General features: G+C 69.7%; 22 protein-coding genes. 11 read left to right on the plus strand and 11 right to left on the minus strand.

The features are described 5' to 3' along the window. Positions 1–12: 12 nt before the first annotated feature. Positions 13–918 (minus strand): TIGR02285 family protein, encoded by a 906-nt coding sequence (locus AC07O8_RS02935; RefSeq protein WP_495046606.1) that lies wholly within the window; start codon positions 916–918, stop codon positions 13–15. A gap of 56 nt (positions 919–974) precedes the next feature. After that, positions 975–2,276, minus strand: coding sequence for a UDP-N-acetylglucosamine 1-carboxyvinyltransferase (locus tag AC07O8_RS02940; RefSeq protein ID WP_495046607.1), 1,302 nt, complete (start codon positions 2,274–2,276; stop codon positions 975–977). Between the two features lie 299 nt (positions 2,277–2,575). Here AC07O8_RS02940 and AC07O8_RS02945 point away from each other — a divergent pair, with 299 nt between their 5' ends. Further along, a complete protein-coding gene (locus tag AC07O8_RS02945; protein WP_495046608.1) occupies positions 2,576–3,685 on the plus strand; it encodes an RDD family protein in 1,110 nt (369 codons plus the stop codon). A 2-nt stretch (positions 3,686–3,687) separates the two neighbouring features. On the opposite strand, the gene trhO is transcribed toward AC07O8_RS02945, so the two are convergent. After that, a complete protein-coding gene (trhO, locus tag AC07O8_RS02950) occupies positions 3,688–4,545 on the minus strand; it encodes an oxygen-dependent tRNA uridine(34) hydroxylase TrhO (protein WP_495046609.1) in 858 nt (285 codons plus the stop codon). Between the two features lie 175 nt (positions 4,546–4,720). Between trhO and asd the strand changes: the two genes are divergently transcribed. From asd to AC07O8_RS02970, 4 genes are all read left to right on the plus strand, one after another. Beyond that, complete coding sequence (asd, locus tag AC07O8_RS02955) at positions 4,721–5,569, plus strand: archaetidylserine decarboxylase (protein ID WP_495046610.1); 849 nt, start codon at positions 4,721–4,723, stop codon at positions 5,567–5,569. A gap of 98 nt (positions 5,570–5,667) precedes the next feature. Beyond that, a complete protein-coding gene (locus tag AC07O8_RS02960) occupies positions 5,668–6,981 on the plus strand; it encodes a tryptophan--tRNA ligase (RefSeq protein WP_495046611.1) in 1,314 nt (437 codons plus the stop codon). Positions 6,982–7,244: 263 nt separating this feature from the next. Beyond that, positions 7,245–8,951 carry an AMP-binding protein gene (locus tag AC07O8_RS02965; RefSeq protein ID WP_495046612.1) on the plus strand — a complete coding sequence of 569 codons (1,707 nt, stop codon included), beginning with the start codon at positions 7,245–7,247 and terminating at the stop codon, positions 8,949–8,951. A gap of 34 nt (positions 8,952–8,985) precedes the next feature. Next, positions 8,986–9,387: a YkvA family protein gene (locus AC07O8_RS02970; protein ID WP_495046613.1), complete on the plus strand. Its 402-nt coding sequence runs from the start codon at positions 8,986–8,988 to the stop codon at positions 9,385–9,387. Between the two features lie 33 nt (positions 9,388–9,420). Here AC07O8_RS02970 and AC07O8_RS02975 read toward each other — a convergent pair whose 3' ends face one another. Both AC07O8_RS02975 and AC07O8_RS02980 read right to left on the minus strand, forming a co-directional pair. Next, complete coding sequence (locus AC07O8_RS02975; protein WP_495046614.1) at positions 9,421–10,317, minus strand: LysR family transcriptional regulator; 897 nt, start codon at positions 10,315–10,317, stop codon at positions 9,421–9,423. Positions 10,318–10,777: 460 nt separating this feature from the next. Beyond that, positions 10,778–11,101 carry a DUF4148 domain-containing protein gene (locus AC07O8_RS02980; protein ID WP_495046615.1) on the minus strand — a complete coding sequence of 108 codons (324 nt, stop codon included), beginning with the start codon at positions 11,099–11,101 and terminating at the stop codon, positions 10,778–10,780. A gap of 321 nt (positions 11,102–11,422) precedes the next feature. Here AC07O8_RS02980 and AC07O8_RS02985 point away from each other — a divergent pair, with 321 nt between their 5' ends. Continuing rightward, the gene (locus tag AC07O8_RS02985) at positions 11,423–12,169 is read left to right on the plus strand and encodes a LysE family translocator (RefSeq protein ID WP_495046616.1); all 747 of its coding nucleotides are present in this window, start codon (positions 11,423–11,425) and stop codon (positions 12,167–12,169) included. Positions 12,170–12,247: 78 nt separating this feature from the next. Continuing rightward, a complete protein-coding gene (locus tag AC07O8_RS02990; protein WP_495046617.1) occupies positions 12,248–13,591 on the plus strand; it encodes an MFS family transporter in 1,344 nt (447 codons plus the stop codon). Positions 13,592–13,597: 6 nt separating this feature from the next. On the opposite strand, the gene AC07O8_RS02995 is transcribed toward AC07O8_RS02990, so the two are convergent. From AC07O8_RS02995 to AC07O8_RS03010, 4 genes are all read right to left on the minus strand, one after another. Further along, positions 13,598–15,241 (minus strand): SulP family inorganic anion transporter, encoded by a 1,644-nt coding sequence (locus tag AC07O8_RS02995; RefSeq protein WP_495046618.1) that lies wholly within the window; start codon positions 15,239–15,241, stop codon positions 13,598–13,600. Positions 15,242–15,360: 119 nt separating this feature from the next. After that, positions 15,361–16,155 carry a hypothetical protein gene (locus AC07O8_RS03000; protein WP_495046619.1) on the minus strand — a complete coding sequence of 265 codons (795 nt, stop codon included), beginning with the start codon at positions 16,153–16,155 and terminating at the stop codon, positions 15,361–15,363. A gap of 147 nt (positions 16,156–16,302) precedes the next feature. Continuing rightward, the gene (locus AC07O8_RS03005) at positions 16,303–17,445 is read right to left on the minus strand and encodes an HD-GYP domain-containing protein (RefSeq protein WP_495046620.1); all 1,143 of its coding nucleotides are present in this window, start codon (positions 17,443–17,445) and stop codon (positions 16,303–16,305) included. A 215-nt stretch (positions 17,446–17,660) separates the two neighbouring features. Further along, positions 17,661–18,410, minus strand: a complete 750-nt coding sequence (locus tag AC07O8_RS03010; protein WP_495046621.1) for an SDR family oxidoreductase — start codon at positions 18,408–18,410, stop codon at positions 17,661–17,663. Between the two features lie 96 nt (positions 18,411–18,506). On the opposite strand from AC07O8_RS03010, the gene AC07O8_RS03015 reads away from it, so the two are divergent. Continuing rightward, positions 18,507–19,418, plus strand: coding sequence for a LysR family transcriptional regulator (locus tag AC07O8_RS03015; RefSeq protein WP_495046622.1), 912 nt, complete (start codon positions 18,507–18,509; stop codon positions 19,416–19,418). A 25-nt stretch (positions 19,419–19,443) separates the two neighbouring features. Here AC07O8_RS03015 and AC07O8_RS03020 read toward each other — a convergent pair whose 3' ends face one another. Continuing rightward, positions 19,444–20,328, minus strand: a complete 885-nt coding sequence (locus tag AC07O8_RS03020) for an alpha/beta fold hydrolase (RefSeq protein ID WP_495046623.1) — start codon at positions 20,326–20,328, stop codon at positions 19,444–19,446. Positions 20,329–20,485: 157 nt separating this feature from the next. Here AC07O8_RS03020 and AC07O8_RS03025 point away from each other — a divergent pair, with 157 nt between their 5' ends. Further along, positions 20,486–21,409 (plus strand): LysR family transcriptional regulator, encoded by a 924-nt coding sequence (locus tag AC07O8_RS03025; protein WP_495046624.1) that lies wholly within the window; start codon positions 20,486–20,488, stop codon positions 21,407–21,409. A gap of 15 nt (positions 21,410–21,424) precedes the next feature. Here the strand turns inward: AC07O8_RS03025 and AC07O8_RS03030 are convergent, their stop codons facing one another. Further along, entirely contained in the window at positions 21,425–21,904 is a 480-nt protein-coding gene (locus AC07O8_RS03030; protein WP_495046625.1) for a Cd(II)/Pb(II)-responsive transcriptional regulator, read from the minus strand. Between the two features lie 56 nt (positions 21,905–21,960). On the opposite strand from AC07O8_RS03030, the gene AC07O8_RS03035 reads away from it, so the two are divergent. After that, positions 21,961–24,378 (plus strand): heavy metal translocating P-type ATPase, encoded by a 2,418-nt coding sequence (locus AC07O8_RS03035; RefSeq protein WP_495046626.1) that lies wholly within the window; start codon positions 21,961–21,963, stop codon positions 24,376–24,378. 274 nt (positions 24,379–24,652) lie between these two features. After that, on the plus strand, positions 24,653–26,194 hold the full coding sequence (locus AC07O8_RS03040; RefSeq protein WP_495046627.1) for a peptide MFS transporter: 1,542 nt from the start codon (positions 24,653–24,655) through the stop codon (positions 26,192–26,194). Positions 26,195–26,367: the final 173 nt, after the last annotated feature.

Consider the following 26,367-nt stretch of genomic DNA (forward strand, 5'->3'; position numbering starts at 1 on the left):
GGGTCGCGTCATTCACTCGATCTGCGCCGGACCCCGCGCGCGCTCGTCGAGGAAGCGGTTCAGGCGCTGCAGGTCGTCGGCGTCGATCGGCGCGCCGTTGCGCCAGGCCTTGATCCACGCCTCGCGCTGCGGGTCGGCAGCGAGCTGGCGCACGGCCTGGTCCATCGCCTCGATGGCGCGGCGACCTTCGGGCGTGCGGCTGCAACCGGCGGTGGCGACCGACGTGCTGCGGCCTTCGGCCAACGGCAGCTTGGCCAGCTCGGGCGGACCGGGATGCGTGGCGTTGTAGTCGTCCACGGTGATGGGGTACTCGAGCGTGTAGTCCATCCGCCTGGCCCGCAACATCGGCAGCAGGTGGGCGCCGCGGCCCGCGACGATCGAGCGCGGCGCGCGTTCCGGATTCGCGGCGAGCAGCTTGTCGATGCGCGAGCCGAAACTGCGGTCGCGCGGCAGCAGGCCGGTGAGATCGGTGCGGCGCAGCAGGTCCGCCAGCTGCAGCGCCTGCCCGTTGGGCTCGAAGCGCGACAGATCCTCGCGCCGCACGATCACATGGATCTGGCGCGACATCATCGGCGGGAAGAGCGTCGTGAAGTACAGCCATTGCAGCCGCTCGGGCGTGCGCACATGCAGCACGGAGCACAGCGTCTCGCCCTGGCGCACCTGCGCCTCGAAACGGGGAAGGCTGAGCTCGATGAACTCGTGCCGGAACTGCGGCATGCGCTCGATGAGCAGGCGCAGGAAGCCGTCGACCTCGCCCTGGCCGAGATCGTCGACGCGCTGCGGCGGCCTGCCGTCCCGATAGGCGAAATGCGGCGGCATGTCCTGCACCATCCAGCGCAGCAGCGCTGGCGCCGGCGGTGGCGACGGCTGCGCCGCGGCGGGCGTCACGGCACCGAGCGCCACGAGCCACCCGGCCACGAGGACCGGGACCGCCCCGGCCAGGCAGCCCGCGGCTGCGCGGACGCGACGGCCGGTCAGTCGCCCTCGACCCATTCCACCTTGGCGCCGAGGCGGGTGATGTTCTCGGCGAACTGCGGATGGGCGCGGCGGACCGGCGTCGCGTTGCGGATCACGGACTTGCCGGGGATGCTGGCGGCGACCATGAGCAGCGCGATCGCGACGCGGATGATGTAGGGGCTCTCGACCTCGGCGGGGCTGAGCGTCTTGCCGCCGAAGGTCACCATGCGGTGCGGATCGGACAGGAAGGCGTGGGCGCCGAACTTGGACAGCTCGGTGGTCCAGCCCATGGCGCCGTCGTAGACCTTGTTCCAGAACATCACGCTGCCTTCGGCCTTGACGCCGAGCGCGACGAAGATCGGCAGCAGGTCGACGGGCAGGTAGGGCCACGGCGCCGCTTCGACCTTCTGCAGGATGTTGCGGGTGAAGGGTTCCTTGACCTTGAGCTTGCCGTCGACGACGGAGCGGGACCAGCCGTCCTCGTGGACGATCTGGACGCCGAACTTGGCGAAGGTGCGGTCGATCAGCGGGAACTGCTCGGGCTGCGAGTTCTTGACCCGGACGTCGCCGCCGGTGATCGCGCCCAGCGCCAGGAAGGTGACGATCTCGTGGAAGTCCTCGGCGAAGGTGAATTCACCGCCGCCCAGCGCGGCGACGCCGTGGATGGTCAGGCGCGAGGTGCCCAGGCCTTCCAGCTTGGCGCCGAGCATCTGCATGAACTGGCAGAACTCCTGCACGTGCGGCTCGCTGGCGGCGTTCATCAGCGTCGACGTGCCATGGGCGAGCGCGGCGCAGAGGACGAAGTTCTCGGTCGTGGTGACGGAGGCGTAGTCGGTCCAGTGGTCGTTGGCGCGGAGCTGGCCTTCCACCTTCACCACCAGGCCGTCGGCGGCGCGGTCGACGTTCGCGCCGAAGCGCTGGAAGACCTCGACGTGCGGATCGATCTCGCGCGCGCCCAGGGTGCAGCCCTTGACGTCGTCCTCGATGCGGGCGGCGCCGAAGCGCGCCATCAGGCCGGGGACCAGCATGATGGAGGAGCGCATCTCCTCGGGCAGATGGTCCTTGGCCGGATCGAAGTGGGTGTCCAGGTGGTGCAGGTCCAGCACGCCGCTCTTGAAGTCCACGGACACGCTGCTGCCGAGCTTGCGGAAGACCTCCAGGATCTTCTTGACGTCGGTGATCTCGGGCACGCCGTGCAGCCGGACCGGCTCGCGGGTGAGCAGGGTGGCGCAGAGGATGGGCAGGACGGCGTTCTTGTTGGCCGAGGGAACGATGCGGCCCTTCAGGGGCGAACCGCCGTGGACGATGAGGTTGGACATGGCCTGGCGCGAGGGCGCGCGGATGAATTCGGTGGACGAGCGCGAATTATCGGGGGTCGCGGGATGGCCCGGCGCTCGGACGGGACATCGTCTTGCATCTTGCAACGCACCCCCGCAGCCGTCGCAGCCCCGCTTTGGGCGCCCGGCGTCGTTGCAGATCCTCGCCATAGCGCTGCTATGGCTCCGGTCTGCGCCTAGCCGGACATCCCAAATCGGAGCCGCGCCGGCCGCGGGGTGCCGCGCAGGTTAGGGAAGTCATGGTCGTGGCGTCGCAGTGCGCCTCGCGAGAATGCGCAGCCATGATGCCGCCCGTCGATCCGTCCACCCCCCCTGCCGTTCCTTCGGTGGCGGAAGCGCCCGTGGCGTCCCCTGCGCTGTCGCCCGTGCGCAAGCTGCTCGCGAAGCGGCGCGCCTCGTCGGACGCTCCCGAGGATCCCCGCGACTGGATCACCCCCGAGGACCTCAACGTCGCGCCGGCGCTGCTCGGCCTGCCGCTGGCCTCGCCCTGGCAGCGCGCGAAGGCGATGGCCGTCGACGTGGCGCTGGTGACGGTACTCTCGAACTTCGGCAACACGCCGCTGCTCGCCGGGTGCTGCTGGGTCGCGTGGCGCTGGTACAAGCAGCAGCGCGCCTCGCGCGGCGAGGTGCAGAAGGAGTCCGGCTGGCTCGGCTGGGCGCCGGCCTTGTGCCTGGTCGCCTTCGGGCTCTACACGAGCACGATGGAGCACATCGACGAGCCGACGAAACAAGCCCGTCGCGAGGCCGTCGCCGCCGCATCGACCGACAAAGGCGCCAAGGCCGACAAGGCCGACAAGGCCGACAAGGGCGAGGGCCAGGACGACGACACCACCGACGTCAACGAGGACGTCAGGGACCTCGTGAAGCACGCGATCGGGACCGCCTCGACGGCGGCCTCCGCAGCCTCGTCGCCGGCATTGGGCGGACTGGAGCGTGAGGTGGTGGAGCGCCTGGAGAAGGACAGCGAACTCCAGCGCAAGGCCGACCGCGTGCGCATCAAGGCGCTGCAGGAGGAGGTCCGCACGCTCAAGGACGAGGCCAGGCGCTCACCGCTCGAGAAGCTCCGCCATTGGTGGGAGGTCGTGGGCCTGAACCTCGTCTGGGCCTTCGTGTATTTCGTGGCCTTCCCGTTGATCTGGCCGGGCCAGACGCCGGGCAAGAAGCTGATGGGCCTGCGCATCGTCGAGCTGACCGGCAAGCCGCTCAAGCCGATGCTCTGCGTGCGCCGCTACGGCGGCTACGCGGCAGGCGCGACGACCGGTGGCATGGGCTTCCTGCAGATCCTGTGGGACGCCAACCGCCAGGGCCTGCACGACAAGGCCGCGCACACCGCCGTCATCGACGCGCGCAATCCGCGCCGCCTGCGGCTGACGGAAGACCTGACGGGCTGAGTTCAGCCCTTGGGATCGAGCCGCTTCGCCCGCGCGAGCCGCCAGGCCTCGGCGGGGTCGTCGCCGTAGACCTCCTCCGCCGTCGTCGCGGTCTCGCGGCGATGCGTGTCGATCGCGATCCGTTTGTCGAAGACGAAGCACTCGCCGCGCCAGTCCGCGTCGGCGTCGGGCATCTGCTCGAAGTAGTTGAGGATGCCGCCGTCGAGCTGCCGCACGGTCAGCCCGCGTTGCGTCATCCAGCCGGAGAGCTTCTCGCATCGGATGCCGCCGGTGCAGTACATCGCGACCGTCTTGCCCTCGCGCTGCCAGGCGTCGGCGTGGGCGTCGATGTAGGCCGGGAAGTCGCGGAAGTGCCGCACGCCCGGATCGACCGCGCCGTCGAAGTGGCCGAGTTCGAATTCGAAATGGTTGCGGTTGTCGAGGACGACGACGTCCTCGCGCCGGATCAGCTCGCGCCACTCACGCGGCGAGACATGCGTGTCGCGCGTGTCGGCCAGGCCGGTCACGCCGTTCAGTCCAAAGGCGACGAGTTCAGCCTTCTCATGCACCTTCAGCAGCGTGAACGGGCGCGTCGTGCAGAAGCTGCGCTTGAAGTGCAGGTCGGCGAACGGCGGCTCTGCGCGCAGTGCGACCTCGTAGGCCTGGAGCGCTGCCGGCGGTCCGCCGATCGCGCCGGTGATGCCTTCCGGCGACAGCAGGAGATTGCCGCCGATGGCGTGTCCCAGCGACGCGTTGACATCGCGCAGACGCTGCGCGAGCGCCGAAGTCTCGTCCAGCCGGACGAACTTGTAGAACGAGCTGTGCTCATGCGCGGGCGGGTGCTCGTGCTGTGGCTCGTGCGCTGGTTCGAGGGAGGACATCGGAGGGACCACTGAAGACGGACGCCGGAGGGCGAGGAGGTGCAATGAGGAACGGGACGCAGGACGCGATGGTACCGAGGTCCTTCCCTGGCCCGGGAGCAACCCGGGTGCGGGACTCGTACTTGCCCGCCTAGAATCCGCCACTCTTTTTTCGCCCTTCCGGGGGCCCACCGCCGTGTCCGATCGCCTCGCCGTCCTGCCCCAATACCTGATGCCCAAAGGGGCCATGACGCGGTTGGCCGGTCGCTTGGCGAGCGCTGAACTGGGCGGCTTCACGACCTGGACGATCAAGCGCTTCATCGACAAGTACGGCGTGAACATGGCGGAGGCGGCGCAATCCGATCCGACCGCCTACTCGACCTTCAACGACTTCTTCACGCGGGCGCTGAAGCCGGGCGCCCGCCCGCTGGCCGACGCGCCGCTGATCTGCCCGGTCGACGGCGCCATCAGCCAGTTCGGGCCGATCCGCTCGGACCAGATCTTCCAGGCGAAGGGCCATCAGTACTCGACCACCGCGCTGCTCGGCGGCGACCAGCAACTGGGGGCGCAGTTCCGCGACGGTCACTTCGCGACGATCTACCTGAGCCCGCGCGACTACCACCGCATCCACATGCCCTGCGTCGGCCGCCTCGTGCGCATGGTGCATGTGCCGGGTGACCTGTTCTCGGTGAACCCGACGACCGCGCGCGGCGTGCCGGGTCTGTTCGCGCGCAACGAGCGCGTGGTCTGCCTGTTCGAGGGCGAGCACGGCCCGTGGGTGCTGGTGCTGGTGGGCGCGACCATCGTCGGCTCGATGGCCACGGTGTGGCACGGCGTCGTCAATCCGCCGCGTCCGGGACGTCTGCGTACCTGGCACTACGAGAACGAACACTTCGCCTACAAGCAGGGCGAGGAAATGGGCCGCTTCCTGCTCGGCTCCACCGTCGTGCTGCTGTTCCCGAAGGACCTGCCGATGCAGTTCAACGCGCAGTGGCAACCGGGGGGCGCCGTGCGCCTCGGCCAATCGATGGCCACCCTGGGCTGATCGCGCCGGGCCTGGCGGCCCGCATCACCTGTCCCTCCGATGGGGGCCCGCCTTTGCGGGACAATCGCCGTTTTGCGAAACGACGGCGACGAGCTCCCATGACCCTGCGTGTCCTGACCGGCATCACGACCACCGGCACCCTGCACCTCGGCAACTATGTCGGCGCGGTGCGCCGCGCGATCGCGGCCAGCCGCGAGCCCGGCGCCGAGAGCTTCTTCTTCATGGCCGACTACCACGCGCTGATCAAGTGCGACGAGCCGGCCCGGATCGAGGCCTCGCGCCTGCAGATCGCCGCGACCTGGCTGGCCGCCGGCCTGGACACGAGCCGGGTCGTCTTCTACCGCCAGAGCGACATCCCCGAGATCCCCGAGCTGACCTGGCTGCTGACCTGCGTCACGTCCAAGGGCCAGATGAACCGCGCGCATGCCTACAAGGCGTCGGTCGACGCCAACGTGGCCGCGGGCGAGGACCCGGACGCCGGCATCACCATGGGCCTGTACAGCTATCCGATCCTGATGGCCGCCGACATCCTGATGTTCAACGCGCACCGCGTGCCGGTGGGCAAGGACCAGGCGCAGCACATCGAGATGGCGCGCGATGTGGCGCAGCGCTTCAACCACACCTTCAGGACGGAACTCTTCGTGCTGCCCGAGGCGAGCATCGACGAGGAGATGGAACTGCTGCCCGGCCTGGACGGGCGCAAGATGTCGAAGAGCTACGACAACGTGATCCCGTTGTTCGAAGGCGGTGCGAAGGCGTTGCGCGACGCGATCTCGAAGATCGTCACCGACTCGCGCCTGCCCGGAGAGCCCAAGGAGACCGAGGGCTCGCATCTCGTCCAGATCTACGACGCGTTCGCGACGCCCGCGCAACGCCAGAGCTTCCGCGCGGCGCTGCATGCCGGCCTGTCGTGGGGCGAAGCGAAGGACCAGCTGTTCGCGCTGATCGACGCGGAGATCGGTCCGATGCGCGCGCGCTATGACGCGCTGATGGCCAATCCCGAGAAGATCGAGGAGATCCTGATGGAAGGCGCCGCCAAGGCCCGCGCGATCGCGGGTCCGCTGCTGGCGCAGGCGCGCGAGGCCGTCGGCCTGCGCCGCTTCCAGCCGTTGGCAGCGCCGGTCGCCCAGGCATCCAAGGCGAAGTCGACCGTGCCCGCCTTCAAGCAGTACCGGGAAGCGGACGGCCTCTTCTACTTCAAGCTGCTCGCGGCCGATGGCACGCTGCTGCTGCAAAGCACCGGGCTGGCGCAGGGCAAGGAAGCCGGTCAGTGGGTCGCGAAGCTCAAGCGCGAAGGCGCAGCGGCGTTGGGCGATGCGCCAGTGTCCAAGGCGACCGGCGACGAGGTGCTGCTGCCAGCGCTGGAAGCGCTCGTGGCCGCAGAGTTGGAAGCGGCGGCGGCGAAGGGCTGAGCCTCGCCTCGGGGGACCGAGCGCGTCGGCAGGAGCCGGGGCTCCCCCGGGCTCATACGCTCGGCAGGCTCCGCTAAATCGCCCGGGGGAGCCCCGGCTCCCGCCGACCGGGACAGCGGGGCTTCCGTGTCGAAAGGAAACCCTGGATCAGGGTGCCAAGTCGATCACGGTCATCGAAGAAACCCGCTCGTTCCTCGACGTGAGGCGTCGTAGTCTCCGGCGTTGATTCCGTCACGATTCAATACACAACAAGGAGACCACCGATGTCCACGACGACCCGCCTGCCTGCCGACTCCCTGGCGCTGCAACGCCTCTATGCCTGGGAGCTGGACACGCCGGATCGGGTCACGCTGCGCCAACCGATGGGCAGCGGCGTGGTCAAGGACTTCACCTGGAAAGAGGTCGCCGATCAGGCCCGCCGCATGGCGGCCCACCTGAAGACGCTGGGCCTCGAACAGGGCTGGGAACCCGGCGCCCGCGTCGCGATCCTCTCCAAGAACTGCGCCTGGTGGCTGATGAGCGACCTCGCGATCTGGATGGCGGGCTACGTCAGCGTGCCGCTGTACCCGACGCTCGCCCCCGACACCATCCACCAGATCCTGACCCACAGCGAGGCCAGGCTGCTGTTCGTCGGCAAGCTCGACGGCTGGGAAGGGATGCGACCCGGCGTGCCGCTCGGCCTGCCCTGCATCTCCTATCCGGTGTCCCCCGACGATGTCCAGGACACGTACGACCACTGGGACGCGGTCTGCGCGGAGACGCAGCCGCTCAAGGGCAAGCCCATCCGCGCGGCCGACGACCTCGCCACCATCATCTACACCTCCGGCACGACAGGCACGCCGAAGGGCGTGATGCATTCGTTCGGCAACTTCGCGTGGGCCATCGCCACGGGGCTCAAGCGCATCCCGCTGAGCGAACGCGATCGCATGCTGTCCTATCTGCCGCTGGCGCACGTCGTCGAACGCGCGCTGGTCGAGCACGGCTGGCTCCACACCGGCATGACGGTGTACTTCGCGGAGAGCCTGGACACCTTCGCCGCCGACCTGCAACGCGCCCGGCCGACGGTGTTCTTCTCCGTGCCGCGGCTGTGGACCAAATTCCAGCAGGGCGTGCAGGCCAAGCTGCCGCAGGCCAAGCTCGAGCGGCTGCTGAAGCTGCCCTTCATCGGCAACCTGGTGCGCAAGAAGATCCTGAAGGCGCTGGGCCTGAACGAATGCACCTTTGCCGCCGGTGGTGCCGCGCCGATGCCGGTCGCGCTGCTGAAGTGGTATCGCGCGCTGGGTCTGCCGATCAACGAGGGCTACGGCATGACCGAGAACCTCGCGCTGTCGCACATCACCGTGCCGGGCCGCGATCAGATCGGCAGCGTGGGCCCCGCCTACGACGGCGTGCAGACGCGGCTGGATCCGATCACCGGGGAGCTGCAGATGAAGAGCCAGGCGCTGATGCTGGGCTACTACAAGCAGCCGGAGCTGACCGCCGAGACGCTCACCGCCGACGGCTGGCTGAAGACCGGCGACAAGGCGGAGATCTCCGACAAGGGCGCGCTCGCCGGCTGCGTGCGCATCACGGGCCGGGTGAAGGACCTGTTCAAGACGAGCAAGGGCAAGTACGTGTCGCCGGCGCCGATCGAGGATCGCCTGTCGACGAATCCCGCCATCGAGGCCTGCGCGGTGACCGGCGCCAACTTCGCGCAGCCGGTGGGCATCGCGATGCTGTCGCCCGAGGCCGCTGCGCGGGATCGCGCCGGGCTGGAGCAGGAACTCGCCGCGCATCTGGAGAAGGTGAACGCGCGACTGGATCCGCACGAGCAACTGGACTGCCTGATCGTCACGGCGACGCCGTGGACCGTCGACAACGGCCTGATCACGCCGACCTTCAAGGTGCGCCGCAACCGCGTCGACGAGGTCTACGGCCCGCGTCTGGAAAAGTGGATCGCCCAGCGCCGGAAAGTCATTTGGGCGGACTGAGGCGTCCGCGCGGCGGCTGACGCATGATGGGCGGATGAAACGCGGATCCCTCAAGCGCTGGGCCGCCCTGCTCAAGGGCGAGCTGCTCACCGTCTTCTACGCGGCGCGCGACCCGGAGGCGCCCTGGCTGGCGCGCTTCGTGGCGATCGCGGTCGCGGCCTACGCGCTCAGCCCCATCGACCTGATCCCGGACTTCATCCCGGTGCTGGGCCTGCTCGACGACCTCATCCTCGTGCCGCTGGGCTTCTGGCTGGTGCTCCGGCTGATGCCGCCGCAGGTGATCGCGCGGGCGCGCCTGCGCGCCGCCGAACAGCGCGGCCGGCTGCCGCGCAACCTCAAGGTGGGCGCGGCCATCGTCGTGCTGTGGGTGCTGCTGATGGCGCTGCTCGTCGTGTGGCTGATGGGCCGCGGCGGCCCGCCCGCCGGCGTCGTGTGAGCGGGCGCATCGGGCCGCGCATCAGCCTGCAGTTCAGTCCGGCCCGAGGCCCTTCTTCGCCAGCGTCTCGGCCACCCACTCGATGAACACGCGCATGCGCGCCGACACATAGCGGTTGGGCGAATAGACCAGGTAGACGGGCACCGCGTTGTGGTGCCAGCCGGGGAACAGCGGCACCAGCTCGCCGCTCGTGAGCTGCTCCTGGACCGCGTACTTCGCCAGCTGGACGACACCCAGCCCCGCCAGCCCGGCGGCGACGTAGGCATTGCTGTCGTTGACGTCGAGCCGGCGCCGGCCTTCGACCTCGATGCGCTCGTCGCCGCGATGGAACACGAACGGGAAGACCCGTCCGGTCCGCGACGAGAAATAACCGACGGCCTGGTGAGGTTCCCGGTCGAGGTCTTCCGGCGTTTCCGGCGTGCCGTGTTTCGCCAGGTAGGCCGGCGAAGCACAGGTGCAGAACTGGATCTGACCGACACGACGCGCGACGAGGCCGGCGTCCTGCACCGCGCCGACGCGCAGCACGAAGTCGACGTTGTCGACCAGCAGGTCGATCGCGCGATCGCTGACGCCGAGCGCGATCTGGATGTCGGGGTAACGCTCGTGGAAGTCGCCCAGCGCGGGGATCAGCACCCGCGAGCCGGTCAGCGTGGTCACGTCGACGCGGAGCCGGCCGCGCGGCCTGCTCTGGTCGTGGAGCATGCCCTGGTCGATGGCCTCGAGCTCGCTCAGCAGGGCCATGGTGCGCTCGTAATAGGCGGCGCCGTCCTGCGTGACGGTCACCTTGCGGGTGGTGCGCGTCAGCAGCTGGACCCGCAAGCGCGCTTCCAGCGCCTGCACCAGCCGCGTCAGGCTGGCCTTGGGGAGATCCATCGAGTCGGCCGCCTTGGTGAAGCTGCCGGTTTCCACCACCCGGGCGAACGCCCGCATTTGCACGATCCGGTCCATCCGATGCCCTTGATCAGGCGGCCCCGGAAGGGGGACTGCTGGGGGGCCGCGGGGCGATTCTCCGGGATTCCGCACGGTCGTGCGCGTTCCGCGCCGTAATCCTGGGTCACGCCCGCCGCCGGGGCGATTTCGACGGATGTCGTGCGAATGCTGGGCGAATGCCGGATGAATAGGTCGCGCTTGCCTTTCGAATATCTGCCAGAGGTCGGATAAGCAAATACTTAATTTCCGCTTAAGCAAAAGAAAACCCCCTCGGCGAGCAGCGGCTCATCCGAGGGGGAGGTATAGGCGGTCGGTGACGGACAGGAGGGAGGAGTGCGGAGAACCGCCACCGACCAGGGCCGGAGCCCTTGACCTCAAAAAGTGCTCTCTACCAATCTATTGTTCGAGTTCTCTCTCAGGGGGTTTCTTGCAGGCAGGTATCGGAAACAGGGGTCAGCGATCAGCGACCCGCGACGGCGGTGGCCGGAACGCTGCCGCCGAACTTCTTCACCAGGGTCGCGTAGTACGGCGAGCTGCGCAGTTCGGCGTACTTGGCCTTGGCGGCGTCGCGGCGGGCGTTGTCGTAGCCGTAGGTTTCCGACTGCTCGACGGCGGCCAGGCCGGACTCGCGGTAGATCTCCAGGTCGGCCAGCACTTCGGCGCGGCTCACGGCGCTCGGGGTGTTGACCGGCTGGGTGTGCGGGTTGTCGTTGGCCATCGCGTTGCCGGCCACCAGGGCGGCGGAAGCAAAGAGGACGGAAGCCAGGATGTTCTTGGAGGTCATGATCTTTCCTTTCAGATTCGGTCCCAGGGCAACAGCGAAGGGGCACGGGGTGGATGATTCGACCCGCCCGTTGCGCCAGGGATTCAACCCGGTGTCGTTTGAAATCTGCCGGTTGCCCGGAGGTTTCAAGTCGTCGCCGGTTGGAGATTCCCGGAAGCGGTTCTGGTGTGTCGATGGGATGAACTATGCGTCATAAGGGTTCACCCTTAAATCCATTCCTCCGCAACAGACCGTTGAAAAGATCGGAACAATCACTGCGCGAATATCGCGCGGTCCGCGCCGGGGGCGGGCATGATGGCGGCCTTTCGGGAGACGTCTCCGATGCTTGGCACCCACGACCTCGGCCTCTTCATCGCCTCCGGCCTGTTGCTCAACATGACGCCGGGGCCGGACTCGCTGCTGATCATGGCGCGCAGCGCCACGCAGGGCTTCCGCGCCGGCTCGGCCGCGGCGCTGGGCATCGGTGCCGGCACCTGCATCCACATCCTGGCCGCGGCGCTGGGGTTGTCGGCGTTGCTGTCCGCGTCCACGGCGGCGTTCACGGTGGTGAAGCTGCTCGGCGCCGCCTACCTGATCTACCTGGGCGCCGGCATGCTGTTCAAGCGACGCACCGCGGCGGACCGGACCGGCGCCGGGGGCGCACACCACGGCGAACACAGCGACGCCCACCGCAGCGCACACCGCGACGATGACCTGGCGCTGGCGCCAGGCGGAGGCCAGGAGGCGCTCCCGACCCCGCCCCCCGCCGCCCCGCTGCGCAAGATCTTCGCGCAGGGCTTCCTGACCAACGTGCTCAACCCCAAGGTCGGGCTGTTCTTCCTGGCCTTCGTCCCGCAGTTCATTGCGGCCGACGCGCCGAGCAAGGCGGCGGCGTTCCTGTTCCTCGGCGCCGTCTTCAACGTGAACGGGATGCTGTGGTGCCACCTGCTGGCCTGGTCGAGCGCTGTGGCGGGCGCCCGCGCGCGCGGGCAGGGGTGGGCACGCGCGCTCGGGCGATGGCTCAACCGCGGCATCGGTGCGTTGTTCCTGGCCTTCGGCGTGCGATTGGCGATGGCCGAAATGGCCTGATCCATCCGCGGTGCGCGTGGCGTTCGGTTTGCCCGAACCACGCCTGCGGGTTTCCCATCGCGGGAGTAGGCTTCCGCCATGACTGCCAAGACCCCACCCCTTGCCGGCGGCTCGACGTCGGCGTCCGGCGTCGCCGGGCACTACACCGCGCATGAGAAGCGTGACCGCATCCTGGCCATCGTCGGCGCCTCGTCCGGCAACCTGGTCGAGTGGTTCGACTTCTACGTCTACGCGTTCACGTCGATCTACTTCGCGCACGCGTTCTTCCCGAAGGGCGATCCGACGGTCCAGTTGCTGAACACGGCGGGCGTGTTCGCCGCGGGCTTCCTGATGCGGCCGATCGGCGGCTGGCTGTTCGGCCGCATCGCCGACCGCAAGGGCCGCAAGACGGCCATGATGATCTCGGTGCTGATGATGTGCGGCGGCTCGCTGGCCATCGCCTGCATGCCGACCTACGAAACCATCGGCGTCCTGGCGCCAGCGCTGCTGCTGGCGGCGCGGCTGTTCCAGGGCCTGTCGGTCGGCGGTGAATACGGCACCAGCGCCACCTACATGAGCGAGATCGCGCTGCGCGGCCAGCGCGGGTTCTACGCGTCGTTCCAGTACGTGACGCTGATCGGCGGCCAGCTGCTGGCGGTGCTGGTCGTGGCGATCCTGGAGCAGACGCTGTCGGAGACGCAGATGCGCGACTGGGGCTGGCGCATCCCGTTCGCGGCCGGCGCCGCGACGGCGGTGATCGCGTTCTACCTGCGGCGCTCGCTGGCCGAGACCGCGAAGGCGGAGCAGCTCGACCGCAAGGAATCGGGCTCGATGCGCGAGCTGTTCGGCAAGCACATGCGCTCGTTCCTGATCGTGCTGGGCTTCACCGCGGGCGGATCGCTGGCCTTCTACACGTACACGACCTACATGCAGAAGTACCTGGTGCTGAGCGTGGGCATGGACAAGAAGGTGGCGAGCACGGTGATGACGGCGGCGCTGTTCGTCTACATGTGCATGCAGCCGCTGTTCGGCGCGTTGTCGGACCGCATCGGGCGGCGGACGTCGATGCTGTGGTTCGGCCTCCTGGGGGCGGTGTGCACCTGGCCGATCCTGTCGGCGCTCAAGGGCGTGCAGAGCCCGTATGCGGCCTTCGGCCTGATCATCCTGGCGATGGCGATCGTGTCGCTGTACACCTCGATCGGCGGGCTGATCAAGGCGGAGATGTTCCCGCCCGAGATCCGCGCGCTGGGCGTGGGCCTGTCGTATGCGATCGGCAATGCGATCTTCGGCGGCTCGGCGGAGTTTGTCGCGCTGAGCCTCAAGGCCGCGAACGTCGAGAGCGCGTTCTACGTCTACGTCTCGGTGATGTGCTTCTTCGCCTTCCTCGTCTGCTTCCTGATGCCCGACCTGCGCAAGCATGGGCATCTGAACGAGGTGCATTGAGCGGCGTCAGCCCGGGTCGCTCATCCCCAGGTGGTGCGACAGGTACATCTTCCCGCGGAACCACGACTCCCACTGGCTGGCCTTGAGCCGGTCGAGCACCGGCCCCTTGACCTCGCTGAGGTCCAGGCGCCGGTCCTGGCGCTCGAGCGTCTCGTGCAGCTCCTTCAGCGCGCTGAGGCCGCTGAAGTCGATGCTGTTCACCGGCGACATCTGCAGCAGCACGCGCCGCGTGCTCGGGTGCGTGTCGAGGTGGGCCTGGACGACGTCGGCCAGGCTGCGGCCGTTGAGGAAGAGCAGGCTCTCGTCGATGCGCAGGCCGAGGACTTCCGGGTCGAGCTCGACGTGGTGGCGCTCGACGTTGCGGTAGTGCTCGGTCCCCGGGATGCGGCCGATCAGCGCGACGTGCGGTCGGGCGCTGCGCTGCAGCAGCAGCGCGATCGCACTGGCCACGCCCAGGCCCAGCGCCGCGGTGATGCCGGCGAAGATCACCAGCAGCGTCACCGCCGTCATGAGCAGGGCCTCGGCGCGGTCGTAGCGCCAGGCATCGGCGTAGGGACCGAACTTCAGCCCGGACAGCACCGCGACCATGATGCTGGCCGCCAGCACCGGCTTGGGCACCCAGGCCAGCAGCGGCGATACCGTCAGCAGCACGAGGCCCATCATCGCGGCGACGAAGACGCCGGTCATGCGCGTGCGGCTGCCTGCGTCGCTCATCAGCACGCTGCGCGAGAAGCTCGCGGCGGCGGGCATGCCGCCCGAGATCGCCGCCGCCAGATTGGCGACGGACAGGCCCATCAGTTCCCGCCGTGCATCGACACGTTGGCCGACGCGCCGCGCGAGCGACTCGGCCACGGCCAGGCTCGACACGTAGCCGAGCAGGCCGATCAGCGCCGCGCCGGGCAGCATGGCCGTCCAGAGTTCGGCGTCGAGCCGCGGCAGCGTGAAGACCAGCGCCAGCGGCGGCAGCTCGCCGACGCGCGGCAGGCCCTGCGGATCCCAGCCCCATGCGACGCCGATGCCGATCAGCAGCACGGCGAGCGGCGCGATCCGCGAGAGGAAGCCCTTGGGCAGGCGCCGCACCGCGACCAGCGCCAGCAGCGACACGGCGCCGAACAGCGCCGCGACGCCGCGCCAGTCGAAGTCGTGCGCCGAGAGCGAGCGCCAGAGATCCGGCAGCGTGCCGCCGGTCGCCGTCGAGCCGATCAGCACGGGCAGCTGACTCGCGGCGATGGCGATCGTCGCCCCCGATTCGAAGCCGTGCAGCACCGGCACCGACAGCAGCGCGGCCAGCGCGTGCAGCCGCAGCAGCGCCGCCGCGCCGAGGAACAGGCCGACCTCGGCGGACAGCACCAGCGCGGCCTCGCTCGGGCTGACGCCGGCGGGCGCGAGCTGCAGCGTCTGCATGATCATCAGCGCCAGCACCGCGACCGGGCCGATGTTGAGGAAGGGGCTGGAGCCGAGCGCCGCGTAGAACAGGGGCGGCAGCAGGCTCGCATAGAGGCCCACCTGCGGCGGCAGGCCGGCGAGCATCGCGTAGGCCAGGCTCTGGGGAATCAGGAGGACGCTGACCACCACGGCGGCGACGAGATCGTCGCGCAAGGCGTCACGCAGATAGGGCCGGAAGGCGGCGAGGGAGGGCAGCGTCGGCATGGGGGGAAGCCGCAGGAGCGGCGCGCGGCAGTATAGGCGGCGCCTCCCTCCGCCTCCTGGCCGCCCGCGCGCTTTGGGGCGCGTGCCGGTCTCGCCTCGCCCCTCGACGATCGGGGCGCTCAGAGGATCGGCGACCCCGCAGGGTTGTCCGGCGGCACGCGCGGCAGCGGCGGCGTCCGCGGCTCCAGCAGGTCGATCGACAGCCGCAGCGTCAGTTCCTCGCCCCGTGCCAGGGACAGCAGCCGCGGCGTGTCCGGCGTCATCAGGCGGACCTGCACCGAGGTGCGCGTCGGATGGCGCTCGAAGCTCAGCGTGTCGAGCGGGGCTTCCCCGCGCAGCAGCACGATGCGCCCGCCGGCGCCGCTCAGCGAGGCGATGCCGCACCAGGGATCGCGGCGCTCCACGTGATCTCGGCCGACCAGCCTCACCGTGTCGAGCGTCTCGTCGAGCCAGGCGGCATCGGCGAAGTCTTCCGGGAAGTTCAGCAGCCACCCCAGGCGAGCCGGCATCGGCATGCGGCTCAGGTTGCGCACCGACAAGGTCCAGTCCAGCCGATGCTCGTCCAGGCGCAGCGTCTGGCTCGCCTGGAAGCCCCAGGCGCCCGGCGACGGGCTGCAGGGATGCAGCATCAGCGTGATCGCGTCGGGCGCCTGGTGCGTGATGCGCCAGGGTTCGTCGAAGGTGGCGGGGTCCGGGACCAGCCGCGCCATGTCCTCGGGCATTCCGGTCGGGGCGCCCAGTCTCACCGCGCCGCCGCCGACCAGCCTGCCCCGTTCGATCAGCAGCGGCCGCAACCACGGTGCGCGACCGCCGGGCCCGATCTCCCCCAGCCAGCGCAGACGTCCGCCGCGATCCGTCGCCACCATGGCGCGCCAGCGCCCCGATTTCAGTTCGACCGCTTGACCCACATGCATCCCCCATGTCCGAAAACGGCGGAGTCTGCGCGCCGGGGACGCGGGCCGGGTTTACCGAAAGAGAGGTGGATCCTCGCCAGTCTGATGCATCGAGGTGAATCAGCTGCAAGGCTTTGCGGCGGCGCCTCGCGCCACCGGCCGGGCGGCTCAGGCGCTGGCGATCAGCGCCGCGATGCGCTCGTCGGACAGGCGGATCGGTGAGCCGTGCGCGGGCAGCAGGGCGACCACGGCATGGTCGTCGCGGCTGCTGTCGCGCAGCACCGGGGTCTGGCGCGGCTCGCCGTTGGCGTTGGTCAAGGCCGACACCATCGGGCGGTGCGCCTTGTCGCCGTTGCGCACGACCAGCCCGACCTCGCCGCTGGCCAGCCGCACCAGGCTGCCCGGCGGGAAGATGCCGAAGGACTTGATCAGCGCCGCCGCCAGCGGGCTCTGCGCGGCCATCTGGTGGAGCTCGCGCCCGGCCTGCGCCGCGCTCATCGCCGGCCGGTTGGCCCGGCTGCTCAGGCGGGCGGTGTAGACGTCGGCGTAGCGCAGCATCTCGGCCAGCTCGCCGACGTCGCTGAGACCATGCGGATAACCGCGCCCGTCCGGCGTCTCATGATGCTGGAGCACCGCATCCAGCCAGTCCGCATCGTCGATGCCGGCGGCGCTCAGCATCTCGACGCTGCGGATCGGGTGCTCGTTGATGGCCTCGCGCTGCATCGCCGTCAGCGGCGAGACCTGGCTGGACAGCCGCGCCTGCAGGTCCAGCATGCCCAGGTTCATCGTCAGCGCGGCCTGGAAGGCCCGACGCTGGTCGTCCGGGCCCCAGCCCAGATAACGGGCCGCCGCGTGGCAGGCAGTGGCCGCATGCAAGGAATGCGTCACGCCGTAGTGACCGCTGGTGGATTCAGGTTGTCGAACCACCTGTGAGAGTGCGACCTCCGGCGAGCTGTCGATCAGGGTCAGCATCAGCGCCGTGGCGCCGTCCAAGGCGCCGGCCATGCGTTCCGGCGACGCCGACAGGGCGTTGCGCACCTCCTGCTGGCCGCGATCCCATTCCTCGGGCAAGCGCTCGCGGAGGTAGGCGGCGGAGCGCGCCGGCGCGGGGGCCGCCTGCCGCGCCGATTCGGCGAGTTCGTTCGCATCGACCAGGGCGCCGCGCCGCATCAGCGCGTCGAGCTGCGCCTCGTCGGCGATCACCTGCCCGCGCGCCAGCAGCAGCGTCCGGTCGGTGTCCCGCACGCTGAAGGCGAGCGGCTGACCGAGGACGATGCGGTTCTTGACCGATGACAGTGAACAGACACGCATGAGCGACGTGAAGAGCGGAGGGTGGGCCGGCCGCGCTCGACATGTCTTGAAGTTGTAACGCGGGCGGCCCGCACTCTACATCGTCCGTTCGGCGCTCGGACTGAACCACCCGAACGTCCCTCGGCCCTCCTGGAGAGAGCCGATGCCCACTCCGTCACGGAATGTCGCGTGTCACACAGCGGGGACAGTGCGCTCGCCGCTTCCTCGCGGGCCGCTCACTGGATCAGCGCCCCACCGTCGATGTCGATGACGCTGCCGGTGACGAAGGGGTTGTCGATGAGGAAGAGATACCCCGCCGCGAGGTCCTGGACCTGTCCTGCGCGACCGGCGGGCAAGGTCGAGGCAGCCTTGGCAAGCATCGCCGCGCGCGCCTCGGGCGCCATGCCGGCATAGGCCTCGGTGTCGGTCAGGCCTGGGCTGACGACGTTCACGCGCAGCGGCGCGAGCTCCCGCGCCAGCAGCTTCGCGGAGGCCTCCAGCGCGGCGTTCATGGCGGTCTTCACGAAGGCGCCGGGGACGGCGCGGCGCGCCAGGAAGCCGGAGGTCAAGGTCAGCGTGCCGCCCGGGCGCAGCCGGCCGGCCGCCGCGCGCGCCGCGGCGATCGCGCCCCAGAACTTGATGTCGAACGCCGCCTTGGCCGCGTCGAGGTCCAGCGACGCCACCGGCCCGCCTGGTGCCTGGGAGCCGGCGGTGAAGACGACATGGTCCAACGGCCCGATCGACTCGAAGAAGGCGGCGACGGCCGACGGATCCGCGACGTCGAGGCCGGTCGTCAGACCCGCCGCGATGACCCGGCCGGGGCGCGCGCTCAAGGCGTCGACCACCGCGCGGCCAATGCCGGAGGTTCCGCCGATGACGACGCTGACGGTGTCCGGGGTGAAGGTCGTGCCTGCCGGCGCATGGGTGGGCGTGGTGGCAGTCGTGGTCGCGGTCGAGGTCGCGGTCGTGGGGTCGGGGTGTGCCATGGCGTGTTCCAGGTTGTTTGATGGTTCCAGTCTGGAATCAAGCCGGGCGCGATTGAACCGGGTGGCTGGCTAAGCTTTTTCAAAGAAAATCGAACAATGACCCGGATCACCGACCTCGAATTGCTGGTGCGCATTGCCGATCTCGGCAACCTGACCGCGGCCGCGAAGGCGCTGGACTGGTCGCCGGCCGCCGCGAGCGCCGCGCTCAAGCGGATGGAGGAGCAACTGGGCTTTCCGCTGTTCGTGCGCAGCACGCGCAGCCTGCGGCTGTCCGGTGAAGGTCAGCGCTACCTCCCGCATGCGCGGGCGGCGCTGCAGGCGCTGATCGACGGCCGCGACGAGGCGCTGGCCGGCCGCGAAGCGCTCTCCGGCGAGCTGCATCTGACGGTGCCGTCGGACCTGGGGCGTCACGTGCTGCTGCCGTGGCTGGAGCAGTTCCAAGAGCGCCATCCCGACCTGACGCTGCGCCTGCAGATCGGCGATCCGCTCACGGACCTGCTCCGGCGTCCGGTCGATGCCGCGGTCCGCTACGGACAACCGACGGGCGGCGCCCAGGTCGCCTTGCCGCTGCTGCCGGATTGCCGCCGGGTGCTGGTCGCGGCGCCGCACTACCTGGCACTGCAGGGGATGCCGGCGTCGCCGGAGGAGATGGCGCGGCACGAGGCGCTGCGCTACCTCGTCGCCGGCGAGGTGCCGGCCACTTGGCCGGTCGAGATCGCCGGCCAGCCGGTGGACCTGCCGCTCGCCGGGCGCCGTGTCGCCGACGACGGCGAGGTCGTCAAGCGCTGGGCGCTGGCGGGCCTGGGACTCGCCTACAAGTCGTGGCCCGACGTGGCCCAGGAACTGGCCAGTGGCCGACTGGTCCACGTCAACCCGCACTGGCGGGGCGACCCGGCCCCGCTGCACCTGATCGTGCCCGGACGCGCGCAACTGTCGCCGGCGCTGCGGCAGGTCCGGGACGAACTCCGCCGGCGGTTGGAGGAGTTCGCCCGCTCGATGCCGCGCTGACGCACCGCGCGGCGGCGCCCCGCCCTCAACCGAAGACGGCCTTGATCTCCGCCGCGACCTGCGGCGCGAACTCGTCCAGCACGAAGTGACCCCCGTCCAGCCAGACCAGCTTCGCCTCGGGCAGGTCGTTCAGGTAGGCGCGGGCGCCGGGCGGGATGAAGATCGGATCGTTCTTCCCCCAGACGATCAGCGTCTTCGGGCGATGGCGGCGGAAGGCCGCCTGCCAGTCCGGATACAGCGCGACGTTGGTCTGGTAGTTCTCCAGCAGGTCGACGTTGGCGTCCTGCACGCCCGGCCGGTCCAGCAGCGCCTGGTCGACGATCCAGTGATCCGGGTCGATCAGGTCGGGGTCCTTCACGCCGACCAGCCAGTGCCACTTCGTGCCGGCCATGCTGACCAACTGACGCGCGGGCGCCTCGCTCTCCGGCGTGCGCGCCGCCCACAGCGGGCCGAAGACCGTCTTGGCCTCGTCGCCCACGCCGTCCAGATAGGCATTGGCGTTCTGGATGATGAAGCCCTTCACCTGTTCGGGCCGTTGCTGGAACAGCCGGAAGCCGATCGGGCCGCCGTAATCCTGCATGTAGAGCGTGTACGCGCTCAGCTCGAGCGCGTCGACGAGGCCGGCCACGTGCGCCGCCAGGTGGTCGAAGGTGTAGGCGAAGTCCTCGCGCCGGGGCGCCTCCGAATGGCCGAAGCCGATGTAGTCCGGCGCGATCACGTGGAAGCGGTCGGCCAGCAGCGGGATCAGCGGGTTGAACATCCGGCTGCTGGTCGGCAGGCCGTGCAGCAGCAGCAGGGTCGGGGCCGTCGGATCGCCGGCCTCGCGGTAGAACACCTGCCGGCCCAGGACGGTCGCGGTGCGATGGCGGATGGTGGCGGCTTGGCCGGGGTCGATGCTGGTGGCGCTCATGACGGTTTCCTTGTCGCCCTCCCCGGGTCGGTGACCCGCCTTGGAAGGCATGGAGGCAGTCTCGGCCTTCCCGGATTCCTGCGGAAGCCGCTACGATCGAGAGCAACCCTCTCGAAATATGGAAGGCCTGGCGGCCGATGCCGGGCCGCGAGCGCGCATGGATCGAATCGATGCAATGGCGATGCTGATCGCCGCGGTGGATGCCGGCAGCTTGTCGAAAGCGAGCCAGCGACTCGGGCTGCCGCTGGCGACCGTGAGCCGCAAGGTCGCTGACCTGGAAAGGCACCTGCGCGCATCGCTGCTGATCCGCTCGGCCAAGGGCCTGGACCTGACCGATGCGGGACGCTCGTACGTGGAGGCGGCGCGGACCATCCTCGACCAGCTCAACGAGGCGGAACGCGCCGCCGCCGGCGAGTACACCGAGCCGCGCGGCGAGTTGATCGTGACGGCGCCGACGATGTTCGGGCGCCTGCACGTGCTGCCGACGGTCACCGCGTTCCTGGACGCCTTTCCTGAAATCGCCGTCGAGCTCAAGTTCACCGACCGGGTCACGCATTTCCTCGACGACCAGATCGATGTCGCGCTGCGCATCGGCGAGTTGCCGGACAGCCGTCTCGTGGCCACGCGGCTCGGCGAATGCCGGCAGGTCCTCTGCGCCTCGCCCGCCTACCTCGCGAGCCACGGGACGCCGCAGACGCCTGACGATCTGCGTCGCCATCGCGTCGTGTCTTTCGGGAGCGTGTCCAGCGACGGCGCCTGGCCGTTCCGGCAGGACGGCGTGGCGGTCACCGGGGCGTTCCGATCGCGGCTGAGCGTGACGACGATCGACGCCGCTATCGATGCCGCCCGTTCCGGCGCGGGTCTCGCGCGGGTCTTGTCGTACCAGGTGAACGACGAGGTGCGGGCGGGGCGGCTGCGCCTGGTGCTTGAGGACTTCGAGGCCGCGCCGCGGCCGGTGCACCTCGTGTATGCGCCGCGCAGCCAGAGCCGGCTCCCGCTGAAGCTGCGGGCCTTCATCGACTTCGCGGTGCCGCGGCTGCGGGAGCGGCTCGTGCAGGCGGCGCTGCCGATGACGAACTGAGACGCTCGCCGGCTCTCAGCCCGCCCGGATTCGCGAAGGGGGCACCGTGTGGCCCGGATTGCCCTGCGGATCAGGATGGCAGGCGCAGGCCTCGCCATGCGCCGCGGAGACGAGCTCTTCGAGGATGCCGCAGGCGTGGTGGTCATGGTCCGCGTCGCAGCGCTTCTGCAGCGCGACCAGCTGCGCTTCGAGCGCCCGCATGCTCTGCAGCCGGGCGCGGACCTTGCCGAGTTGCGAGGCCACCAGCACGTCGACCTTCACCAGTTCCTCGGGATCGCGGGTCTCCAGGCTGTTCAGCAGCAGGGTGACGTCCGCCAGCGACATGTCCAGCGCCCGGCAATGCCGGATGAAGGCCAGACGCTCCAGGTGCGCGTGGGCGTAGTCCCGGTAGCCGTTGTCGCTGCGCGCGGGCGGGGGCAGCAGGCCGCTCTTCTCGTAGAAGCGGATGGTCTCGATGTCCACGCCGGTGGATTTGCTCAGTTCGCCGATTCGCATGTCGTCCAGGATAGCCGCTTGACCTTGGAGCGGCTACAGACTATCCAATCCACCCCATGGCACATCAGGAACACGATCACCGCCCCGCCGCGCCCGAGTCCACCGCTGCCTCCTGCGGCGGATGCTGCGGTCACACGGCCGTCGCGCCGGCGCCCTCGCCCGCCGCGAAGCCGACCTCGACCTCAGCGCCGGCCCCGGCCCGGCACGGGCATCGTCACGATGCCGACCACGGTCAGGGACAGGCGCATGGTCACGACCACGACCACGACCACGACCACGACCACGGCGGATCGTGCGCCGCGCCGGTCCCGAAGTCGCCGGCCCCAACCGCCGAGGCGCTCGCCGGCACGACCCGACAGCGCTACTTCATTGCCGGCATGGATTGCCCGACCGAGGAAGGCCTGCTGCGCAAGCAACTGCAGGGGAAGGACGGCGTGGTCGCGCTCGAGTTCGACCTGATCAACCGACTGCTCGACGTCCATCACCGCCTGCCCGACGACGCGCCGCTGCGCGCGGCGATCAATGCCGCCGGCATGAGCGCCGAGCCCATTGAAGCGGAGGCCCCGCCGCCCGCGCCGCCGCCGGCGCTCTCGGCCAGCCTCAAGTGGCGCATGGCGATCGCCGGCATTGCCGCGATCGCGGCGGAAACGCTGGCGTTCTCCGGCTTCGACGAATCCGGCCCGGTGGTGATCGCGCTGTCCGTCGCGACGATGCTGCTCGGCGGCCTGCCGACGCTGCGCAAGGGCTGGATCGCGCTGAAGAGCGTGACGCTCAACATCCACCTGCTGATGAGCCTGGCGGTGATCGGCGCGATCGTGCTCGGCCAATGGCCGGAGGCGGCGATGGTGGTGTGGCTGTTCGGCCTGTCCGAGATGATGGAGAGCCTGAGCCTGGCCCGCGCCCGCGACGCGATCCGCGCGCTGACGCAGCTGGCGCCGGAGAGCGCGCAGGTGCAGGGCGCCGATGGCCGCTGGACGTCGGTGCCCGCGGCCGAGGTGGCGATCGGTGCGACCGTCCGCATTCCGCCGGGCGAGCGCGTGCCGCTCGACGGCCGTCTGCTCACGGGCCGTTCCAGCTTGAACGAGGCCGCGCTGACCGGCGAGGCGATGCCGGTCGACAAGGCGCCCGGCGACGCGCTGCTGGCCGGCAGCATCAACGGCGACGGCCTGCTCGAGATGAGCGTCACCGCCGGCAAGGGCCACACGCTGCTGGACCGCATGGCCTCGGCCGTGCAGCAGGCGCAGTCGCAACGCGCGCCGACGCAGGCCTTCATCGACCGCTTCGCCCGTGTCTACACGCCGGCGGTCGTGCTGGTGGCGGTGGCGCTCGCGGTGCTGCCGCCGCTGCTGGGCCTCGGCACCTGGGGCGACTGGATCTACAAGGGCCTGGTACTGCTGGTGATCGCCTGCCCCTGCGCGCTGGTGATCTCCACGCCGGTGACCGTCGTCAGCGGCCTGGCCTCGGCCGCGCGGCGCGGCATCCTGATCAAGGGCGGTCTGTACCTGGAACGCGCCCGGCAACTGAAGACGCTGGCCTTCGACAAGACCGGCACGCTGACCGAGGGCAAGCCGCAACTGGCGGCCGTGCAGCCGCTCTCCCCGTCGGTCAACGCCGACCAGGCGCTGCACCTGGCGGCGCGGCTGGACGCCGGCAGCACGCATCCGCTGGCGCAGGCCATCGTCGCGGCGCATGCGGCGCGCCTGGGGACGATGCTGGAGCCCGTCGATCACCTGCAGAACCTCCCCGGCCTGGGCCTGACCGCGCAGCTGGATGGCGCCGACTTCGCGCTCGGCAATGAACGACTGGCCGAGCAGCGCGGGGCCGTCGGCGACGAGGCCCGCCAGGCCGCGCGTGCGCTGCAGTCGCAGGGCCACACGCTGGTCTGGCTGATGCGCGGCGCGCAGACGCTGGCGCTGCTGGCGCTGTCGGACACGCCCAGACCCGAAGCCGCCGAGGTGCTGAAGACGCTGCGCGCGCGCGGCCTGGCGCTGACGATGCTCAGCGGCGACCAGCGCGCGAGCGCCGTCGCGATGGCGGGCCGGCTCGGCCTGCCGGAGGACGCGGTGCGCGCGCCGCTGCTGCCGCAGGACAAGCTCGACGCGATCGCCAAGCTCGCCGACGAGCAAGGCCCCGTCGCGATGATCGGCGACGGCGTGAACGACGCGCCGGCGCTGGCGCGCGCCGACATCGCGATCGCGATGGGCGCCGCCGGCAGCGCCACCGCGCTGGAGACCGCCGACATCGCGCTGATGCAGGACGACCTGCGCAAGCTCCCGGCGCTGATCGACCTGTCCGAGCGCGTGGCGACGGTGTTGAAGCAGAACATCGTCGTGGCGCTGGGCCTGAAGGCGATCGTGGCGGCGTTGACGCTCGCGGGCATCGGCTCCTTGTGGCTGGCGGTGCTGGCGGACGCGGGCGCGAGCCTGCTGGTGGTGCTCAACGGCCTGCGGCTGCTGCGCGAAGAACGCCCATGAACGCGGCGTCCGAGGCCGCCGTCGCCGTGTGCGGACGGCCCTGGGAAGGGGTTGCGCACCTAGGGTGAGCCCTAATGCCGAGGGGCCGGTTCACGCTGACCTTTCGCTGACAATGGCGCCGCCTGCCGCTGGCGGGCCCCGAGGGATCGGATCGATCCGGGGCCTGGACCAGCGGCAAACGCGTTCTGATCCCTGGAACGCGGTTTCCCGTGACCCGGAGCGCCGGGTCATTGATTCCCCAGCGATCCACCAGCGATCGATCACGGAGCGTCGTTTGAACACAATTCAAACTCCCGGAGCGCGGCAGACCATCCTCGGCCAGCCCAACAGCCTGTTCGTCCTGTTCTTCACCGAGATGTGGGAACGGTTCTCCTACTACGGCATGCGGGCGCTGCTCGTGCTGTACCTGATCGCCGAGGCCGCCAAGGGGGGCTGGGGCTGGACGCGCGAAGAGGCGACCAGCCTCTACGGCACGTACACGATGCTGGTGTACCTGACGCCGATCATCGGCGGCTACATCGCGGACCGCTTCCTCGGCACGCGGCGCTCGGTGGTGCTGGGCGGCTTCATCATCGCGGCCGGCCACATCGCACTGTTCTTCGACACCAAGGCCACCTTCTACGTCGGCCTGGGTCTGGTGATCCTGGGCACGGGCCTGTTCAAGCCGAACATCTCGGCGATCGTGGGCCAGCTCTACAACAAGGACAACGAAGGTCAGCGCGACGGCGGCTACACGCTGTTCTACATGGGCGTGAACGCGGGCGCGTTCTTCGGCATCTCGCTGTGCGGCTACATCGGCGAGAAGATCGGCTGGCACTACGGCTTCGGTCTGGCGGCAGTCTTCATGATCCTGGGCGCGCTGCAGTTCTGGCTGGCGCAAGGCATCTTCGGCGACATCGGCGGCGAACCGGGCAAGAGCGCGCCGTTGGTCGACGCGAGCGAGACGCTGGACGACACGCCCGCCCACATCGTGCGCGACCGGCTGATCGCGATCGGCGTGTTCTCCTTCTTCACCATCTTCTTCTGGTTCGCCTTCGAGCAGGCCGGCGGCTCGATGACCATCTTCGCGGCGGACTACACCGACCGCGCGCTGGTCGGTACGAGCGGGTTGATCTTCAAGATCGTCAACTCGCTGATGACGCTGATCCCGGTGGCGATCCTGAGCTGGCTGCTGATCAAGCTGGGCCGCAGCACCGAGGGCCTCTACAAGGCGTCCAACGCCCTGCTGGCACTGGCGCTGGCGGTGATCTGGGGCCTGTCGCTGTGGATGCTGGGCCGCGAATTCGCGCTGGAGCAATCCGAGATTCCGGCCACCTGGTTCGGGGTGCTGAACTCCTTCTTCCTGGTGATCCTGGCGCCGATGTTCAGCAAGATGTGGGAGCGTCGCTGGAACCCGAGCGGTCCGGTGAAATTCGGTGTGGGCCTGGTGCTGCTGGGCCTGGGCTTCGCGGCGCTGTCGTACGGCGCGTCGGGCATCCCGGCCGGTGCGAAGACCGCGCAGGTCAGCATGATCTTCCTGACGCTGGCCTACCTGCTGCACACGATGGGCGAGCTGTGCCTGTCGCCGGTCGGCCTGTCCTACATCTCCAAGCTGGCGCCGGCGCGCCTTCTGGGGCTGATGTTCGGCGTCTGGTTCGTCAACGCCGCGATCGCCAACAAGATCGCTGGCATGACGGGCTCGTACATCGACGCGATCTCGTCGACGTACTCGATGTCCACCTTCTTCCTGATCTTCACCATCGTCCCCGCGGGCGCCGGCGTGCTGCTGATGCTGCTCAGTCCGGTGATGAAGAAGCTGATGCACGGCGTGCATTGATCGACGCGCCAGAGTCCTGACGGACTCGCCATGAAGAACCCGGGCTTGCCCGGGTTTTTTGTTGCCCGGGTCGCGTCGGACGAGGGGCGGGTGAAGCGGGCGAGGCGGCGGGCGAGGCGGCGGGCGAAGGGATGAACGGCGCCGCGAACCACCCCTCCGGGTCAGTCCGGCGC

The organism is Roseateles sp. GW821-FHT09G09 (assembly GCF_059415965.1).